Source organism: Pseudoalteromonas sp. CH_XMU1449-3, from assembly GCF_037027245.1.
Taxonomy (GTDB): domain Bacteria; phylum Pseudomonadota; class Gammaproteobacteria; order Enterobacterales; family Alteromonadaceae; genus Pseudoalteromonas; species Pseudoalteromonas shioyasakiensis.
Window position 1 is genome coordinate 390,149 of sequence record NZ_JAYMDY010000001.1, and the last position, 20,173, is coordinate 410,321.

The window sequence follows — 20,173 nt, forward strand, 5'->3', positions numbered from 1 at the left end:
TAAGGACGCAGAGGGAATAGGGGAGAGAGAAATTCCCCGCAGCGGGTGCTACGGGGAATAAGTATTATTGCTTTTCAGCTGTTACTTCTAGCTCTTCAGCTAGGATGTGTTCAGTCGTTTGTGGCTCGTGTTGACCTTCAGCACCGTGCATCCAAGCAACTAGTTTGTCACTTAGTAAGTACATGATCACAGCAGAAAGAACCGCTGTTGCGCCTAAACCAATGAAGATACCCATCGCGTTGTCTAACGCTTCTTCACCTTCACCTAGGAATGAACCTACGAAACCTGCAATCTTGTTTGCAACCGCTGTACATAGGAACCAAATACCCATAAGCATTGAAGCTAAACGTAGAGGTGCAAGTTTACTTACCATAGATAGGCCAATTGGAGATAAACATAACTCACCTAGCGTGTGGAATAAGTAGAATAAAACTAACCACATCATGCTAATTTGTAGGTGCTCACCTTGACCTTGTGTCATTAGCGCTAGGATCATAGTGATGAAACCAAGTGCTAAGAAGATAAGTGCAATAGCAAACTTAACCGGTGAATTTGGTTCACGTTTATCAAGCTTTAACCAAATAATGGCAACTAAAGGTGCAAAAACAATGATGAAAATTGAGTTTAAAGATTGGAACCAAGAAGCTGGTACTTCAAAACCAAGTAACATACGGTCTGTGTAATCGTTAGCGAAAAGGTTCATTAAACCCCCCGCTTGTTCAAAGCCCATCCAGAAGATGATGCTGAATACACTCATAGTAAAGATAACTTTAATACGGTCAGTTTCTACTTTAGTTAGTGGCTCTTTAGTGTTTGATTCAGACTGTGCTTGAGAAAGCTTAGCAGAAGGCACAACACCGATATCGCCTAAGTATTTGTTGCTTAATGCAAGCTGTAAAAGTACAGATAACACCATACCAACACCGGCTACGATGAAGCCCCATTGCCAGCCCATTGCAGCTGCAGCATAACCCGCAACTAGAGGACCTAATGCACCACCTAGGTTGATACCCATGTAGAAGATAGTGAACGCGCCATCACGACGTTGATCACCTTCTTTGTATAGATCACCTACCATAGTTGAGATGTTTGGCTTGAATAAACCGTTACCAATACAAAGAAGTGTTAAACCAATATAGAATACGTTTTCTTCTTGGCCAGCTAAGTAGCTGTGTGGGATACCCATAGTGAAATGGCCTGCAGCCATCAATAAACCACCAAGGATAATTGCTTTACGTTGTCCTAATACGTTATCGGCTAACCAACCACCGAATAGTGGGGTGATGTATACAGCCATTGTGAAGGTACCATAAAGGCTTAATGCGTCTGCATTTGACCAACCAAAACCACCTTCTTGTACAAGCGCTACTAAGTATAAAACTAAGATGGCGCGCATGCCGTAATAACCGAATCGTTCCCACATTTCTGTGCCGAACAACAGGAATAACCCTTTAGGATGCCCTAAAAAGTCACCTGCTTTAGGTAATGAACTCATATTTACTTCCTAACTCTAAGTTTTTATTTGAGGCCTTATTGTTTTTGCTTTGGTCGTTCTATGTATTTATTTAGTGAACGGGCGGCCATGTTTTTTGATGCAGCTAAGATAATGGTTTGTTGCTCAAGTTTTGTACTTGAAGGAAAGGGACACACCCTTATCCTAGCTACAAGTGCGCTACAGTATACATAGACCTTATGGAGAGGGGAAGAACTTGCGACACTTGCCCCTTGTGATGCGACAGTTAGTAGCTTGCATAAGGCACAACAGGTTTACCCGGGAAAGCCTGTTCGCTATACACCGGATTAAAGTAATAACGGAAGTACAGCTGAGCATAATTCGGCTCGTAAAAATCGGCTCGATCTAAGTTGACGTAACCACCAAAGAACCAATGAGGCGTGAATCGATACTCAAAACTTGCCCCTAAGTTATACGATAAACCACTGCTGGTATCGCCTTCAAAGTAAGGTACAACACCCGTAACAGCTGTTTGAGCCTCTGCTTGGCCTTGCAAAATAGGGTCGTTAGGAAAAAATGCGATGTCGTCTGTCGTGGTGGTTGACCAAGATACGCCAGCGCGCAGTCGGTATACAAAATTATGACCAACTCGCTTATCAAAAATCACAGGTAATGAAGCGCCCAAGTAGTTTTGTGGACTGTAATAGCCACCATGTCCCCAGGTTTCTTCACTTAAATTATACTTATACGACCAGTGTAATAAGTTAAGGCCTAGACTTAATTCGGTGTTTCTTTCGCGAATATAACGATAATAACTGCCACCCATTAGGCTGTAGCTTTGATTGTCTTTTACGTTTTTACCCTGCAAGATTTGATAGTTAGTACTGCCCCAAAAACCCCAATCTAGGCCAAGGTCATGAGATAGACTAAGTTGTAATTGCGTAGCTCTAACACCGCCCCATACTTGGTTGGTAAAGACATCTTCAAGTCCGGCGTAAGATAATACAGAGCTGGTAACCGGGCGTTTATTAAACGTGATGCCATAACCAAAGTCGCCTAAATCACCATTGTAATTAACGCCCCACACGATATCTTCGACTAAAAAGCCAAGTGGAGTGGTACCAACATCAATTCGCCATTGCTCGTTTTGCCAAGCAAGGCCAATATCCATACCTTGTTGCTTTGGTTTTATACTTAAAAGTGGGCAGTCAAAAATACACAGGGCTCCTTGACCATAGCGGCTACCAGCAAAGGTTTCATCAAAGCGGGTTTCTTGGCTCGATATTGTCATTGGGTCTAATTTCACAATCCCAGTGCCACCCCATAGCGGGAAACCTGCTTCAATAGGCGTTGCCCCAGCGCCCAGTGTGGACTCATTTTGTGTGCTGGTTTGGCTACTTAAGTTGATTGCAGCAGTGATATACGCTTGCTCATCGCGCTCAATACCTTGCAATTGACGCTTGGCATTATTGACATACCAAGCTTCATTTTCATCAAGGGCATACAGTTCATAGTTCTGCTCATCGCTTAAGGTGCTCGTTGCCGTATCTGGATCAACGGCAGCGCGGTACCAGCTTTGCGCAAGCGTAGTTTGTTGCTTAGCTTGCGCAACCGCTGCTGCTTGATAATAAAGCTCTTGGTTGTTGTTGGATTTAGCTAGCAATTGCTCAGCTAGATTTATTGCGCTCTGTTTATCTTCAAATTGTTCAAGGGCTGCCATTAATTGCTGCTGACGATAGCTTTGCTCACTCGAAACTTGATTAATTTGCCCAGCAATGATGCGATCTGCTAAATCATCTCTTTGCTGCTGACGAGCAAGTGTCGCAATAGCTAAAGCAGTATCCGTTGACACAGTCTGCCCATTTGCGATGTGTTGCTCAAAACGGGTAATGGCCTGGTTACTATTGCCTTGCTCGATATGAGCATTGATCAGCGCCTCTGACAGTTCTGGGTTATCAGGGTAACGTGTTGCAAGCTCTGAGAGCTTAGCAACTCGTTGGTTACTATCACTAAAGCGATTAACGTAATTAACTTGTAGTGCTAACCATTGTGATTGCTCTGCATCGGTTGCGTTACTCGGCAGTTGATAGTCTGCAAACCAGCTATCAGCAGCGTTTTTATCGTTGCTTTCAATTAGCCAATTTGCATATGTCATGTGCCAATATGGGCTCAAACTTGGGTCACGAGTAAGAGCTTTTTTCAGTTGCCTTATTGCATACTGCTGCTCATTAATTTGTTGCCATTGACTGGCAAGCTCAGCTTGCATTAAAGGTGTTAATGGCTGTGCTTCTAACTCGGTGAGCTTATAAATCACCGTGGCTTTATTAGTGGCTGTATTGTTGGCAGAGAGCCTTTCTAGTTTGGTATTAATACTTAGCTGCTCTGTAAGCACATTAATTTGTTCAGTGCGCGCGTTATTAGGAATGTAATCTAAGGTTGCCAGTGCTCCTTGGTAATCGTTCAACGAACGTAAAAATAGTGCATGGCTATAACGCAACTCTGCATCTAGCGGAAATTGCCACAAGGTTTTTTTATACAGAGCTTTGGCATGATCAACTAAACCTTGTTGTTGATATAAATTTGCAAGGTCGTAGTAAAGCCAGCTTTGACGTGGGCTTTGTTTGATTGCCATAAGTAGCACATCAACTGCTTCATCTAGCTTACCTTCAGCAGTAAGCTCATCAGCACGGGCTCGCAATTGCTGTGTTTGTAACAGGGTGTAATCTTCAGCAATTAATGCCTGTTGCTGACGAGTTAAGCCATTATAAAAACGATGACTACGAGCATAATTACCATCTGAGGCGGTTAACTCAAGCATGGCACGCAAAGTAGGCTGTTGCAGAGGATCGTCTTTTAGCACTTGCTTATAAAGGTTCATCGCGTTTTGAAGTTGGCCTGCTTGTTTGGCAAGTTCAGCACGGTAAAACAATACCGTATTAGGGTCTTCATTTAAGGTGTCAGCTAAATCCAGCTTAAGCGTAGCCTGTTTGAGTTCATTGCTACTAATGGCTGATTTAGCTTCATCTATGTATTGCCAAAAACGAGCAGTATTGGCGAGGCCTTTTAACACCGTTATACGGTTTGCATCTATGCTGTATTTTTGAGCTTTTTTAAAGTACTGGTAAGCATTGGCATTACGACCTTGCCTTAAGTTCAATAAACCTAAGCTATTGTATATTTCAGGATCTTGAGGACGACCTCGCAGTGCTTTATTGAAAAGCTTTTCTGCTGCATCAAAGTGGCGTTTTTCAAGTTCGACACTGCCTTTAAGCCATGTCTGATAAGCAGGGTCTGCTTGCTTTTTTTGTTCAGCTAAATGCGCTTTTTTAAAGTCACTAAATTGTAGCTGACCTTTACTGCTTTTAGGGTAGGCTGCAAAGTAACGCTGATATTCGCGCTCAGTTTGTTTATTGAGCGGCATATCCTCAAGGGCTGCAAGCCACGCAAACTCAGCTTCAACACCATATTGGTTACTGTGTGCATAATGGCTCAGTAATTCTATGGCTTCTTTGTTTGTTGGGTTTTGCTTTAACAGATGTCTTGCGTAGGCAAGCTCAAAACGGCCACTATTTGGGTAGCGTTTTAGTAAAGAACGATAACCGCGCAGTGCTTGCTGATATTGATTTGGATCTTGAGCAAGCCAGTTTATGTGCTCCAGCTCATATTCAATATTAGGGTAGGCGGATTTAAATAGCCGATTGTAGATTTTTACCGCGTCACTGTATTGTCCGGCCCTGGCACGCAGCCTGGCTTGTTGAACCGCTTCTTTGTCTTGGTTATTGACGCGTGCAAGTAGGTTTAAGCTTGTTACGCACGGATGTGATAGGTTACTAAGCTCTGCTAAATGCGCATTGGCTTTGTCGGTTTCTTTGAGGCTATATAAAACGCGCACCTGGGCACATTGCACCTGGATATTTTTAGGTGCAATGCTTTGCAGCTTTTCTAAGCTGTCGCTCATCAATTGATTATCACGCTCAATTTCACCAAGTTGTACTTGGCTAATTAACCAATCAATTGATTGACTATCAAGGTCTTTGTTTATTGCTGCGGATGCACTGGAGCTTGCTAAAACTGCAGCAAGTAGCCACTTTATCGGCATTCATTGCTCCAGTTAGTTGTTAAAGCCCCGTTTTTATCAATACTAAAACGTTTGTTCAATGCGCTGTTACCAAATAAATACAACACGCTGTCGTAGTAGCGGCTGGTGGTAAAGCGGGTATCCATCATTATTTGCTGTTGTAAAGCCGTCACAGTTTGTGATGCATTATCTTCAGCAAGCAATGGCAATAAGGCGGCAACAAAACCACTTGGGGCGTTGCCTGCCGTTTTGCCTGTGGCAGCATTGGTTTCTAATGGCACTTTGCCTGAAGAAACAATGCTATCAACAAAAGGTTTAAACTGCTCTGTAAGGGCATTTTTATAGGGGGCATCTTCTGCCATCATACTGGCCCAAAGGTAGACGCGGATAGCATTGTAACTACCTGTAGCAGGGGCGCTTTTATCATGATAAAAGCCTTTTTCCACGCTGTAATTAACCCAATCAGGGCTCACGCCTTTTGGTGCTGTATCTATTAATAACTGCGCTGAGTTATCGTGTAATGTTTGCCAAGGCGAGTGCGGGTATAGGTGCGCAAATTGCGCAAATATAAATAGCGGTGCATAGCTTGGATTTAATTTCCAGCTACTGTCTTTTTCAAAACCTGTTGGCCCAGGTAAAAGAGTCAGACCGAGGTTTGGTATCTGCGCTGTTTCTTCACGAATGATGCGCTCAGCAAGCACTGAGCTGAGCACTGCGTAGCGTCTTTCATTCCATAAGATAGCCGCTTGCGACAGGGTATAAGCAATCCATAAATCTGAATCAGAAGCTGGATTTGAATCAAGGATTTGTCCTTGATTTTGCTTTATTCCCCATTGCCACGCTGGTAAACGGGTACTTAAATCACCTTCAGAAAGGTGTACTTCAGTCCACTCAAGCAACTTATCGAAGCTGGCTTTATCATTGGCAAGTAAAGCAAAGAATAACGCATAAGATTGCCCCTCTGAGGTGGTAATACTGTAATCACTACCCAAATCAATTACGCGTCCTTCTGGTGTAATGAAGTGAGTTTTAAAGTTATTCCATTGCGGCCAAGCGCTGCAGCTTAACTGAGCTAAGGCGTTGCTTGAAAAAACAAAAACGAATAGTAAAGAAGCGATAGTTTTCATTATGCCTGATCTCCTTCAGATAAACGTTTTTTGGTAAGTAGCGCGAGCACTCGCCACAACATAAATGAAATAAGTAATAGGGTTAGTAGTGATAGAATCGCTAACAATACTGGGCGGTCTGAAAAGTGGAACCAAATAAGGGTATGAATAGGCACGTGACCGACAAAATACTGTTCATCGGTTTTAATCGTTTTGATGCCTTGGCTATTGATAATGGCTGAGCTTCCCATTATTTGAGCTGTTTTATCATCATTCAGTAGAGCATCAGTGAGAAGTGCAAAAGCATTTTCATTACTGGCAATCAAAGAGACTACTGAGCGGTCTGAATCAAACGGTGACTGGAACCCGGACATCACGGCTAAACGACCAATGCTGCTTATATTTACTTTAATTTTTTCAGCACCTTTAGTGTCGTAGGCACCATTATAGATAGCTTGATCAACAATGCGTTGGTTGTTGTTGATAAGCACACTTAGGGCGCTGTCTTTGGCAAGTGAGTTTAAGAAAGATTCAGGCTTACCAATAATAATAATGTCTTTATCGTTTAGCGCCAATTGGTTACTTGGAAATTGAATGTCTAAACGGTGCGCTGGGTAGCCTGTTATGGCACCCAAATGACCTGTGAAATTAAGCAATAAACTAATCGCGTTAACTGAGCTGTTAGCTTCCATTACAAGCGTGCTTTGGTGTAAATCGGCATATTTGGTGAATGGGAAACCGCCATTTGCAAAGGCGCGTAGGTTTGGCATGGCAATATAGTGATGGAAGTCACTTACATCAATGGTAGAGCTGCCATCAATTGCACCAAATTCACCGCCGGCAGGAATAGCGCTACACTCACCGGTTTTTACGACTGCAAAATTAAAATCATAAGTCAGCTGGTTATTTGTTGTTAAATCTAACCCTGTTAGCTCAAAGTCTTGACGAGTTTTGGTTGGATTGAATTCAGATAAAAGCGGTAACAAGGTATCGGTTGTAATCGTTTTACCACCTTCGTTATCAAGAATAAAACCATCCACAAACTTACCGTTAATCAACATATTCAAACGCGACAACATGTTTTGCTCAACAGGCGTGTTGCGGTAATTCAAGGTAATAGGAATACCATTTTCACGCCAAGTGAATAAATCTGGTGCAAAACGCAAGTCTAACCGAACAGGTAGACCGCGATAGCCTTCCGATTGCAGCTGAGTTGGGTATTCAATAAATTCATCAAAGCTTACTGGGCGATCAGAACGCACCCACAGTGGCGCATCGTAGGCTTCTCGAAGCGGTAAGTTGCTAATTGCATCAATAGTTGCACTGCGACCAGTCATGACTTTATAGCCAAAGACTAAACCTACTACGGCTTCTTTCAATTGTGCTGTGTCTTTACCTAAAACAAGCAGTACTTTGGCGTAGCGCTGAGTAGGGCTGCTGATAATTTCTACAGTTGGCTTTTCAACATCAGGGTAATTCAATAAAAAATCAGGCTTGTTGTCGTTTGTTGCGAATACGACACTATGTTCTGTCGGTGTTGCATTAATTTGCACAGGGAACTGTGCTTTGCGCCATTTTGCTTGTGCGCCAAAAAAGCTTGATAGTGCAGCTGCTGCTTCGAGTGTGTTTTCATCAGGTTGTGATGCAAACACAAAAGGCAAAGTGACCTTGTTGTAATCTCGCGAATCAAAAAATGGTGCAGGGAAATACTCAAGTAAGCTTTCAAGAGCAAGTGACTGACGGTCAATAGAAATACGGCTGCTTTTACTAAGCTCGGCCCATATTGTTTTACTATAGTCATCCTGACAAACCAGATCGTAAAAACCGACTAGTTCGAAGCGAATTTGGTTAAAGTCTTTGATTAGCTTAGGGTTAAGAACAATGCTGCGCTCAGAGACTGTGCCAATTGGCGTTGTCTTATCATCAATAGGTAGCACAGTGACAAGGTTTTCATTTAAGAAAATTTTCAAATGTGAGACACGACCAATAAGTGATGGTGAAGTTGTGTATGAAAAGTCTAGAGTCAGTTTTTTCCCTAATTTATCGAGGCGGTTTGTAAAATCAACACGGGTACTATTACTCACTCCATCAAGCTTGAACTTGCTTAAACCAAGCTTTTCAAAGCTTAGCGTCATGCTTTCAATTGGTGCTTGCTCTGGGTAACCATCATCAAAAATCGCTTTATTAGAGAGAGGCTCAGCACTTATCGCCCAGCCAGATATGCCGAGTGTGCCAAAAGCTAATAACAAGGTTAAAAAAGTTTTTATCATGATGTTTTTAGTACTTTTGTTGGTTTTTTAGGTAATAACGACGCCACAAAGTACAAGACTCTTGATGCAAACGCAATCGCGGGTCTTAATTCATTTGGGGCATGGAAAATCAAGTTCTTAAAGCCTCTTAGACTGGTATAAAAAACGTGAGAAAAGCTGTATGAAGGCTTGTCGTGTTTAAAGTTTTCTTGCCAATCAAGCCAAGCATCAGCACGTGAGAAAGTGCATTGAATAAAGGCTTTTTGTTTTTCTAAATCTAAATCCCTGAGGGTAAGACCCAGTTGTTTATCGCGGGTGTTACAGATATAAGTTGGGAATGAAAACTGCTTCAAGCCACGGCTCATGAGTAGCTCGACTTTATCATTTACACGGCAAAGGTGATTATGGTCAGTTTCAAGACCAACACCATTATTTGAGTAGTCCGTAATTTTTACTTTAATAGTACGGCCATTAGCAAGGCGAATAGCTGCAGGGAAATTTGCTTTAATGCGGTGTGAGCTGCGTACTTGTTTGGCTTCAGCGGCAACAGCCACAGCTGCACCCAAAATTATCACGTTATAGCTTGCCCAAAGCATGCTTATGACGAGTACACCTATTTGTGAACTATCGCCGAAGAGCAATCTAAACACGCCGTAGGTCATACCCAAAACGTTAACAAGTAACAAGATTATATAAGGCTTTGAAATCGTCCAATCGTAGTGATCTTGCTTGTTTAAACCGCCTTTTTCAGTCACGTTAAATTTACCCTTATTCGGGTTGATAAGCGCAACTGTCGTGGGTTTTAAAATATACCAAGCAAGTACTGACTCATAAACTTCGCCCCAAAATGAATAGCGGTACTTACCTTGAATTCGAGAGTTGGTTATTTTTACCTGTAACAGGGTTGGCACAATATAAAGAAAGATGGCAACAAACGGTGCATAGATAATTTGCGCATTAAAATAAATTAATGCCAGTGGCGCTGTTAAGAATACAATTCGCGGAATGCCTGATAAAAAGTGCAACATAGCGTTTAAATAGCACAAGCGCTGCGCGATATTTAGGCCTTTACCAAACAGCGGGTTATCTAATCGGAATATTTGTGCCATGCCGCGTGCCCAGCGAATACGTTGGCCAACGTGGGCAGATAAACTATCTGTAGCCAGGCCGGCGGCTTGTGGAATATTAATATATGTTGTTTTGTAGCCAGCGCGCTGCATTCTTAGGGCGGTGTGGGCATCTTCAGTGACGGTTTCTACGGCAAAACCACCAATTTCTTCAAGGGCACTGCGCCTTAAAACAGCACACGAACCACAAAAGAAGGTTGCATCCCACATATCATTACCATCTTGGATTAAACCATAGAACAGCATGTTTTCATTTGGGATTTTCCGATGGTTTTTGAGATTGCGCTCAAATGGATCGGCAGAAAAAAAGTGGTGAGGTGTTTGTACTAAACACACTTTACTGTCATTGATGAATTGTCCCATTGTCATTTGTAAGAATGAGCGAGCAGGGATATGGTCACAGTCAAAAATAGCGATGTAGTCGCCACTAGTTACTTTCATCGCATGGTTCATGTTACCGGCTTTGGCATGTTTGTTATCAGGGCGAGTTAAATAACCAACACCAATTTGCTTTGCGAATTCGGCAAATTCAGGGCGCTTACCATCATCTAAAATATAAATGTTAAGCTTATCTGCAGGCCAATCAATACTTTGCGCGGCGATTGTTGTTGGCTTCACAACATCAAGCGGCTCATTATAAGTAGGAATATAAATATCAACTGTTGGCCAGTTTGCAGTGTCTTTTCCTAACGCGATTGGTTTACGGTTTAATGGATTAATGGTTTGGAAAAAGCCTAATATCAGTACTAACCAAGCGTAACTTTCAGCAAGCAATAAACCAATCCCGAGTGCTAGGGCTAACGGGTCACCCCAGTTCAGGGTATCTGTGTAGCGCCACCATAGATAACGTGTAGAGGTTGTAACAGAAAGGGTGATCATCACAATAGTGGCCATTTTCCCTTCAACCCGCCTTAGAGAATAAGCAACCACCAAAATTAAACTAATGAACACTGCTTGCGCTTCAATACTAAATGGCACGGTTACAAATATAGCCACCGCAAAAATAATGAGAGTGAAAAAAGCGACCTTTAAGGTGCTGTTTCTCCAAAGTGGAGAGCGACTCACTGCTTTATATGATTTAGTTTTTGTTTGCTTTCTAGCAACTAACCAAAGCCCTTTAAAAGAGCGTACTAGTTTACTGTCTGCCAGTCTCAATAAGCGAGCTGATCGCGTGATTTTACGCCAAGATTTACGCTGTTCAACGGCGATATGTTGCTGTGAGGTTGTGGTGGTATTGAATAGCGCAAGGTACACACTTTGCAATACAATCCGAATGCAATTGCTTGGTGTAAGTACTGGTTGAGAAACATGAGGATACAAGCGTTTAAGTTTAAGCTTTAACTCACGTTTTTTATTGTTATCTAATTTAATAAACAATGACAAAAAAAGCACAAAGAAGGGGAGTAAAATCGCTCCCAATAGGCTCATTTTGTGTTGGTTGTAATAACTATAAAATTTTATAAATACGAAGCGCACAAGTTGCTTCGTTAAAAACAACCCTAAAATACCTTTAAATAGTCGGTGTGTGACACCGAGTGAATGGATGCTATTGGTCATTCTGACTCGCGCGGCTTACAAGCCAACCGGCTAGCGTTTCAAAGTCATCATTAGCAACGCTGTATGGAGCACAGTTAATTGCCACATTTCTAAATGCAGTTGCTTCTTTGATGACTTCATCTTTGTTGATATATAAAGGTGCAATTAATGGTAATTCAGTTTGCCAAAGCTGCAATAAATCTGATTCAAGCTCAGAGGCTGAATTATATTTATTGGTTAAAAAATAATGCTGCCATGATGATTCAGTCTGCTTTAGAGTGTTTAAACGTTTGAAAGCAAAACTGTGACAAATTGCATCACAATTAATAATCTCAAGGAATATATCGTCTTCATTTAGCGAATAGCGGTGCACATCAACATGGGCTGGGCAGTCAAATAAAAACCAGCTGTCATCGCTGTCATTAAGCTGCTGACAACTCTCTATAATACATGAAAAGTCTAACCCTAAGTTCGAACGGCTGCCATAGGGTAAAAACTTTACGCCATCGTTATCTTGGTGAAACTGCTCACATGCAGAGGCAAAGTTTGGGTAATCACTCCAGCCGAGCTGATGCTCCCAAGCAAGACCAAGGTGTAGGCCTAAGTCGCCTTTTGGATCTAAATCGATGGCATACACAGGCACATCTGATTTTCTCAAAGCACAAGCAAGGTTGGCCACAATAGATGTTGTACCAGTGCCACCTTTAATTCCTTTTAAAAAAATTCGCTTCATTTATGATTCTTTATTGCGTTTTTGTTAATTTTTTCGTGCTCTGTGTTTGTGTTGTTGCTAATGCGATATCGTTAAGCAAGGGGTACTTTTCAATCGTTTTTCGATTTTTTTCAACATCAACAATTTCAACATAATCCGTTTCCTTGCCGCCAAATTGGCGTAACAGCTTTTCAATATCGTATTGAGTTAAGGTGTGTGAATTTTTTACTGCAAAGTCATTCATCTAAAAAAACCGTTATGAGAAAAATTAGCTTAAAAATGTTCACGATCCATGGACATAATCTGCATTATATATAGAATAGCGTTTAAAACTAGTACTAAAGTATCTTTTTTAAGGGTTTGTTGGTGCCTCATTTAAATATTACAGGACTAAACGGAGCTTTCTCTGAGCTAAAGCGAGGCGCAAACTATGCTTTACTTGCCCCGCTAGATAATCAGTTATTAGAGTTAACAAGGCATCTTTTAACCAATCATAAAGACTCGGTTTTTTTGCTCTCTGAACAAGTCGAATTATTTTTCGAAGGAGAGGGAAGCGAGTTATTATTTACCCTGTTCGAACAAGGGGTACTACGTCCTTTCCATTTACATCATAATGAGAATGTATCAAAAAGTTTGCATTTTTCCCGTGGTGTTATTAACGAAATAAAACAGTATGAGCAACTAAAAAACAGTACGGTTATCGTGCATGTCGATTCAGAACATTTAGTCTCTTTGAACGAACAGCAGCTAGGTGAAAAACTAAAGCTCTATGTTGCTTTGTCACAGTCAAAAAATGTCACTTTAGTGTTTTTAATGTCAGGTGCTTATGTCAGTGAATTGAGACGTCAGTTATTAGCCTTAAACCGTTTCTTTGATGGCCTTATTTATATAACTCAAGAGGCCTCAATTCGCACTCTTGAGTATGATTATTGGTGTCATAAAGAAGGAGTTATCGCTGGGCGTTCGGTTAATTTACAGCTTCATGATGGTCAACTTGTATTAGTTGAGGTAGAGCAAGAGGCTGATGATAAGTCTCTTGCAACGGAGCAAGACTTTGATGAAGACGAGGTATGGCTTACTCGCAGTGCTGTACCTGAGGGTACAAAGCTACCCGTGTTTTATAAAATAATTGATGATAATGATGCTCTTTTTTCTAAAGGGCTTACCAAAAAATCAGCGACGTTAGTTTTTGCAGTTACCCGATACACTGATTTAAAAGCGTTAGCCAAAGATTGTTTCTCTCTTCGAAAGAAATGTGGTCGCCGACTGAAATTAGTAATTCAAAATGTTGATGGCATTATTCGTCACCAGGACGAGTGCTTATTTTTAACTTTAGGGGTTAACCTTATTTTATATAGTTATTCTGAGCCTTCGCGTTTACTGTCACAAATTCAGTCAATTCAAGGGTTTCAGTTTACAAGGCCACTACCGAAATCTATTGATGATGTTCTAAAATACAGCGAAAATGTATTAGCTAAAGGTTATTTGTCTCCAGATAAGTTCGTACAGCAGGTTGCTAAACATAGTGACTCAGCTGCCAATCTGGGTGTAAGTGGCGTGCTTGTTATGTTGCAGCTTTTACCGCGTATTGATGCCATACACCCATTACATTTATTTCATGTAAAACGTGAAGGGGATATTTTTAGTTTTGCTGATGGCACGGTTTACCTTTATCTACATGCTTGTCGAGAACACGATGTGGAAAGTGCGATTAAACATTTATTTAAATTACAGGTAAGCGACTTTTTTATGTCAAAAAATGTCATTGCTGATCATTTTTATATTCAGCAAGAATGTCGCCGCATGCAACGTCATTTTGCTGATACTGAAATAACCGACTTTACCCAACAATTGCAAGAAAACGTCAGTTATATTTTTGATACAAAAACAGCAGACATTGCAAATTTAAATACAGAGACACCGGAATTTAAAAAAGTGATTCGACCTATATCTGAGCCAGTAAAAGTGACCTTAAAAGGTGAGCTGTCATGAGCTTAAATCAGTTTTTTATTACTTTTATTATCGCAATGTTAATCGGCATTTTGCTGAGTAATACAGGTAAGGTATTGTTTAATAAAGCAGTCGTGCTCTACCGAAAACTAACATTTAGGCATGTATTATTAACGCCTTATACGCCAAAACGACACAAGAAGGATAACAAGTGAGGCTTTCAGGATTAGGTATTTGGAATTTATACTTTTTAGTTAAGTTTGTTCTGTATAGCCGAGGTGATATTTCTTTTGATTTATTTGCAAACTTAGCATTTTTTGCTTTTCTAGCTATCTCTTTTCAACATGTTTGGTTGTCTCGAATCAAACATGCTATGAGTGTGCTGATAGGTGCGGCTTTATTGTATCACGATTCGTGGTTGCCCCCGATTTCTAGGCTCACCAAGCAAGCTGGCAATGTACAAGACTTTAGCGTCGGCTACTTTTTTGAGATCACAGCGCGCGTTGTTAGCCTCGATATGATTTTTGCGCTCTTTGCTTTAGTGGTTTTTTATTGGTTTACTGTTAAGTGGTTGCGTTACACCAGTATTTCAATAATTGGCTTTTTGTATGCGTTTTGGTTAAGTGGGGTTGTTACGAGTGATGAGGTTACAACTCAAGTTGCAAGCAATAGCCAAACTACAAAAAAGCAAGTACCCGTTTTAGTTTCTGATACAGCAAAACAAAAGACACCGGATCAACAGTTACAAGACTTTTACCAGCAACAGAATTTACTACAAAGCCAGTTTCCTGATGTATTTAATGGTCAACCATTTGATGTTGTTGTGCTAAATATTTGCTCTTTAGCGACGGCTGATTTAAATGCAATTGGTGTTGAGCCACGTAACTTATTTGCTGATTTTGATATTTTGTTTAGCCAATTTAACTCAGCAACGTCGTACAGTGGCCCTGCGGCAATTCGTTTATTACGAGCAAGTTGCGGGCAAACAAGTCAAGAGCAACTATTTAAACCTGTTGATGAGCAATGTCAGCTATTCACTAATCTTGCTGAGCTTGGCTATAAAACCAGTGTGGCTCTTAACCACGATGGACATTTTGATGACTTTATAGGTTTGATCAGACAATACGGTGGTGTTTCTGTGCCAAAACTGGATTTTAGCCAATTTAGTGCTGCGCAGTATGGTTTCGATGGCAAACCAATTTATTCTGATGCGGATATACTCACTAACTGGTTGAAAAAGCAAGGTTCGAGTGAGCAGCCTAGGGCTCTTTATTACAACACCATTAGCTTACACGATGGCAATCAACTTGCTGGTCGTGAACGTATGAATAGCTTTGAAAGCTATCCGCTTAGACAACAGCGCTTATTTAATGACATTGATAAGTTTATAACTGAGTTAAAAGCGCAAGGTCGTAATGTTATGCTGGTGGTTGTGCCTGAGCATGGGGCAGCCTTACAGGGTGATAAACTACAATTCTCTGGTTTGCGCGAAATTCCGAGCCCTTCAATAGTTTCAGTGCCAACTGCGGTTAAATTCATCGGTCCTGATATAAAGCATGATGGGCTGAATGTCGTTGATGAAACAATGAGTTACTTTTCACTGTCAGAGTTAATCAACAATACGATGAAGTTAGATTTGTTCACAGGTACGGTACCCATTAACCGAGTGCTTGATAATTTACCAACTTCAGCCAAGGTCGCCGAGAATGAAGATACGGTAATGATGTACATAAAAGGGCAGCCTTACATCCAATTAGATGGTGGAGAATGGACCAAGTACCCGACTAATTAAGTTATTTGTCCAAAATTGTTTACAATAGACTACCCAGCTGCAGGGAGTTAGCGTATTATTCTCATACTATAGGTTCCCGTTTTTTGAGGATGTAATGCGTTTAGATATCCACTGTGCTGACCGAATTGGTATCGCACAAGAGATTCTCAATATCTTGGTTAGTTACCAAGTTGATTTAAAAGGCATCGAGGTAGATTCGGTTAATTGTCGAATGTACGTGAGCTTTCCGCCTATTGAGTTTGAACAATTCCAAAAAATTATGCCATCTATCCGTTTGATAGATGGCGTGAAAGACGTTCGTACAACTGCATTTTTACCTTCTGAGCGAGAGCATAATGAGTTAAATACATTACTGCGTGCATTGCCTGACGGTGTGATATCTATTGACGCTAAAGGCTGGGTGCGTTTATGTAATGATGCTGCGTGTCGCGACCTGCAATTATCTGAAAGCGAAGTGATTGGCGCTAACATCAATAATCTGCTTAAAGGCTTTAATTTTACGCGTTGGTTAGAAGGCAAAGAAGTACTTGGCCAAACAACCCGAGTTGAAGTAGCTGGCGAAGACTTTATTGCCGATATTCTACCTATTTCAGTACCCCAAGGTGCTGAAGGGGATGTTTTAGCCGGTGCCGTTATCAATATCAAATCACAAAGTCGCTTAGGCCAACAAGTCAGTGCGTTCCGTCGTTATGGCCAAGAAAGTTTTGCAACCATACATAACTTTAGTACTGCAATGCGCCGTGTGGTTCGTGAAGCGCGTAAAATGGCACAACTTGAAGCGCCAATCCTGATTACTGGTGAAACCGGTACAGGTAAAGAGCTACTTGCTCGTGCTTGTCATTACGCATCAAACCGCTCAGTAAAACCGTTTATCGCTTTGTCGTGTGCTTCGTTGCCTGATGATGTCGCTGAGTCTGAACTATTTGGTTACGCAGGCTATGAAGAAAACGCGGCACCAAAACGCGGCGTTTTAGAGCAAGCTGATGGTGGCACAGTGTTTTTAGATGAAGTTGGTGAAATGTCGACTCAGCTACAAACTAAGCTACTACGTTTTTTACAAGACGGTACCTTCCGAAAAGTCGGTGATGAAAACGAAGTAAAAGTAAATGTGCGTATTGTTGCCGCAACACAAAAAGATTTACCAGCGATGGTGCAAGAGGGAACATTTAGAGAAGATCTTTATTACCGAATTAATGTTTTGACCTTAGAAATAGCCCCATTACGTGATAGAAAAGCAGATATCGGCCCGCTAGCAGAGCACTTTATTCAAAAGTATGCCCAGCAAAATGGTCATTCTGTGCCTGTGATGTCTGAGGATTGTTTACGCTTTTTACAAGATTACCCATGGCCGGGTAACGTGCGCCAATTAGAAAATGCGATTTATCGTGCTGTGTCGTTGTTAGATGATAACGAATTGCGTATTGAGCATCTTCAGTTACCAACGTTTACCCATGATTTAGGTTATCTTGAGTCTGACTTTGAAGGAACCTTAGACCAAGCGGTAAAACGTTTTGAGGCGACTTTACTTCGTAAGCTTTATCCTGCTTATCCAAGCTCTCGTCAACTCGCTAAGCGATTAGGTTTGAGCCACACGGCAGTAGCAAATAAGCTTCGAGATTACGGTATTAACCGCAAAACAGTAAAGGTTTAATTATAAAGCTTAATTAAGCAAAAAAGGCTTAGGTAAAACCTAAGCCTTTTTCTTTTCGATTAAAAACTATTGTTTGGTACCCATATCCTTGGTGACACCATCGATAGCGATATTTTTAATACCCTCATCGTCGAACTTAATAACAACACTGATGTTGTTGCGGGCAAAAAAGTAGTCTCGATTATCAAGGCTGATAACATAATCACCTTTGACTGAATCGCTGAATTTGCGCTTTTCGAGTTTTAGGGTGTGATCAGCAATTTGCCAGTTGAAGCCTTCAATAAAGCCATTATTAAATTCCTGAACCCATACCTGTTGCTCGTCTTTGCTGAGTGTAATCGCCACAGAATATGACTCAGGTAATGACATATCATAGCTTTTATCACCAATAGTGAACTTTTCAGCATCTTGTTGCCAAGCAAAGCCAAATTTAAAGGCTTTTTCAACACCCGTTGGGTACTTTAAGGTTCCATCCCCAGCAAAGTTAAAATCTGCAAAGGCAGAGCTGGTAAATAAACTGGCTGAAAACAGAGTGACCAAACTAAATAATTTCATTAGGTTATTCTTTTTTTATACTAATATATGCACAGATTAGAGCAGAATATTCGCCTTAGCAATACGCTGTGATACACTTTGTGCATCATCAACTGGTTAGACCTTTACCGTGAACCTCTATTTTCGACTAATACTGCTGTTTTTTAAAATTAAACGTAATCGTGATTATCAACAATTGTTAGACACGATTGATATTGAATTCAAAGCGTTACCGACCGATTGCGATATTAACTTCCATCTGACTAATTCTCGCTACTTAGCAATGATGGACCTTGCCCGTACTTGGATGACTGAGCGAGTAGGCTTGTTAAAGCACATAATGAAGCGCCGCTGGTTTCCAATCGTTAATGCAACTGCAATTACCTATATTCGCGATATTAAGCCAATGCAAAAGTACACAGTTAGCACTCGCTTGGTTGGCTGGGACCATAAATACTTTTACATTGAGCAAAAGTTTCACTCAGAAAGAGGTTTGCATGCAATTGCTTATGTGCGTGGTGTATTTAAACGTAAAAAAGGTGTTGTGAGCGTTGAAGAGATGCTTGAAGTTGCGGGCTTTAGCGGAGTTGCACCTATTTTGCCAGCAGAAGTGATGCACTGGAAAGAAATGTTAGAGCAAAAGAAGCTCACTAATAAGTGATACCTAAGATTAGCTAAAAAAAATGCCAGCTAAGCTGGCATTTTATGGCTTTAAACACAGTTTACTCTGCTGCGCAAACTGCTTCACTAACAAACGTTAAATCGTTTACGTGTGCCGGACCATCCATCACGAATGTCGCTTCAGCGGTGTTTTGATCTAAGGTGTAGATTTTTGCATTCTCGCCGCTTTCTCTACCTGAAATATAAATTGTACCGTCATCAGCAATCGCAATACCTGACGCCCAATTAACACCGTGCTCACCGATCCGGGTTAATTCAAGGTTACCTTCGTCCACTGTGTAAAGTGCTTGACCTGTTAACACGTAAAGTACGTTGTAATCACTTGAATAAGCGATGTCGCCGTCTGCAAATGTATCGCCTTCATACGATAGTTTACCTAATACCGTTTTTTCACCTGTAGTTAGGTCAAAATCATACATGTATGTTTTGCTTGTCGCACGTAAAGACAGACCATCCGCAGTCACTGTTGAGCGATAAATAGGGAATGATGTCGCATCTGCAACTTCAGTTTGCGTATCAGTGGCTAAATCTAGGCTATAGATTTTTGACGCTTTGCTGCTTTTATCAAGTTGCTCCATGAAATAAAGCACACCGTCATTGCTAGCAATATTTGATGCTGTATTGTTAAGACCTGCAACTACAGTTACAGCGCTTGATTCTGGATTGAAGTGATATACATAGCCTTCAGTTTCAGAGCCAAAGTTATTAATACCGTATAAACCGGTTACAACTGCACATGGTGCCGGAATTTCAGTCACTACGACGTTATCGATGAATGCACCTACTGAATCAGATGTCCCCGCGCCTGCAAAGCTTAACACTGAGCTTGCGCTGTCAGCCTCAACTGTAAAGCTGTATTTCGTCCAGCCTTTTGTGCTGCTGTTGACAACGGCTAATGATTCACCATTCCAGAAAACTTCTGCTTTATTTGTTTGTTCATTGCCTGTTACACGTGCAGAATAGTAAAAGCTCACTTCATATTGATTCCCAGCAGTCGTCGCAATTGCTTGCGAAATACTGTAGTTGGCTGTTGAATCAAGCTCAATGAGTTGCTCACCATCTTGTGCAGGAATAATTCCAAGTTTATTGGTTTGAATTTCAAATTTAGCGTTAGTGCTACGAGTCCAACCAGGTATTACATCAAATAACTGCCATTGACCATTGTGAGCGGTCACTGTATCTGTATTTTCAAATGATCCGTTTTCTACTAAATTTGTGCCAGCCATTGCGATCGTTGATGCAATAGCTAAAGGTAAAATTGCTAGTTTAGTAACCAAGCTTTTCATGACACTCTCCGTTAAGTG

At 41.1% G+C, this 20,173-nt stretch carries 13 protein-coding genes; 4 read left to right on the forward strand and 9 right to left on the reverse strand.

Annotation, left to right across the window (positions count from 1 at the left end; all coding sequences use genetic code 11):
- Nucleotides 1-64 precede the first annotated feature (64 nt).
- The 7 genes from WA256_RS01700 to bcsR form a co-directional block, all read right to left on the reverse strand.
- The gene (locus tag WA256_RS01700) at nucleotides 65-1,495 is read right to left on the reverse strand and encodes a peptide MFS transporter (RefSeq protein WP_063527708.1); all 1,431 of its coding nucleotides are present in this window, start codon (nucleotides 1,493-1,495) and stop codon (nucleotides 65-67) included.
- Between the two features lie 244 nt (nucleotides 1,496-1,739).
- Nucleotides 1,740-5,552 carry a cellulose synthase subunit BcsC-related outer membrane protein gene (locus WA256_RS01705; RefSeq protein ID WP_335988603.1) on the reverse strand — a complete coding sequence of 1,271 codons (3,813 nt, stop codon included), beginning with the start codon at nucleotides 5,550-5,552 and terminating at the stop codon, nucleotides 1,740-1,742.
- The gene (bcsZ, locus tag WA256_RS01710; RefSeq protein ID WP_062564262.1) at nucleotides 5,543-6,658 is read right to left on the reverse strand and encodes a cellulose synthase complex periplasmic endoglucanase BcsZ; all 1,116 of its coding nucleotides are present in this window, start codon (nucleotides 6,656-6,658) and stop codon (nucleotides 5,543-5,545) included. Before bcsZ ends, WA256_RS01705 begins: the two co-directional genes overlap by 10 nt.
- Entirely contained in the window at nucleotides 6,658-8,907 is a 2,250-nt protein-coding gene (gene bcsB / locus WA256_RS01715; protein ID WP_335988607.1) for a cellulose biosynthesis cyclic di-GMP-binding regulatory protein BcsB, read from the reverse strand. Before bcsB ends, bcsZ begins: the two co-directional genes overlap by 1 nt.
- Nucleotides 8,904-11,570, reverse strand: a complete 2,667-nt coding sequence (gene bcsA / locus WA256_RS01720; protein WP_062564264.1) for a UDP-forming cellulose synthase catalytic subunit — start codon at nucleotides 11,568-11,570, stop codon at nucleotides 8,904-8,906. Before bcsA ends, bcsB begins: the two co-directional genes overlap by 4 nt.
- On the reverse strand, nucleotides 11,560-12,282 hold the full coding sequence (gene bcsQ / locus WA256_RS01725) for a cellulose biosynthesis protein BcsQ (RefSeq protein WP_304637489.1): 723 nt from the start codon (nucleotides 12,280-12,282) through the stop codon (nucleotides 11,560-11,562). Before bcsQ ends, bcsA begins: the two co-directional genes overlap by 11 nt.
- 10 nt (nucleotides 12,283-12,292) lie before the next feature.
- Nucleotides 12,293-12,505: a BcsR/BcsP family cellulose biosynthesis protein gene (gene bcsR, locus WA256_RS01730; RefSeq protein WP_055021463.1), complete on the reverse strand. Its 213-nt coding sequence runs from the start codon at nucleotides 12,503-12,505 to the stop codon at nucleotides 12,293-12,295.
- Nucleotides 12,506-12,627: 122 nt separating this feature from the next.
- Between bcsR and bcsE the strand changes: the two genes are divergently transcribed.
- The 3 genes from bcsE (at nucleotide 12,628) to tyrR (ending at nucleotide 17,654) form a co-directional block, all read left to right on the forward strand.
- Nucleotides 12,628-14,253: a cellulose biosynthesis protein BcsE gene (bcsE, locus tag WA256_RS01735; protein ID WP_335988613.1), complete on the forward strand. Its 1,626-nt coding sequence runs from the start codon at nucleotides 12,628-12,630 to the stop codon at nucleotides 14,251-14,253.
- Nucleotides 14,254-14,422: 169 nt separating this feature from the next.
- The gene (bcsG, locus tag WA256_RS01740; protein ID WP_130166981.1) at nucleotides 14,423-16,003 is read left to right on the forward strand and encodes a cellulose biosynthesis protein BcsG; all 1,581 of its coding nucleotides are present in this window, start codon (nucleotides 14,423-14,425) and stop codon (nucleotides 16,001-16,003) included.
- Between the two features lie 94 nt (nucleotides 16,004-16,097).
- A complete protein-coding gene (tyrR, locus tag WA256_RS01745; RefSeq protein WP_054561931.1) occupies nucleotides 16,098-17,654 on the forward strand; it encodes a transcriptional regulator TyrR in 1,557 nt (518 codons plus the stop codon).
- 66 nt (nucleotides 17,655-17,720) lie between these two features.
- On the opposite strand, the gene WA256_RS01750 is transcribed toward tyrR, so the two are convergent.
- Nucleotides 17,721-18,209, reverse strand: a complete 489-nt coding sequence (locus WA256_RS01750; protein ID WP_062564268.1) for a hypothetical protein — start codon at nucleotides 18,207-18,209, stop codon at nucleotides 17,721-17,723.
- 109 nt (nucleotides 18,210-18,318) lie between these two features.
- Between WA256_RS01750 and WA256_RS01755 the strand changes: the two genes are divergently transcribed.
- Nucleotides 18,319-18,849, forward strand: coding sequence for a thioesterase family protein (locus tag WA256_RS01755; RefSeq protein ID WP_054561929.1), 531 nt, complete (start codon nucleotides 18,319-18,321; stop codon nucleotides 18,847-18,849).
- Nucleotides 18,850-18,910: 61 nt separating this feature from the next.
- On the opposite strand, the gene WA256_RS01760 is transcribed toward WA256_RS01755, so the two are convergent.
- Nucleotides 18,911-20,155, reverse strand: coding sequence for a DUF642 domain-containing protein (locus tag WA256_RS01760; protein ID WP_335988620.1), 1,245 nt, complete (start codon nucleotides 20,153-20,155; stop codon nucleotides 18,911-18,913).
- Nucleotides 20,156-20,173 lie beyond the last annotated feature (18 nt).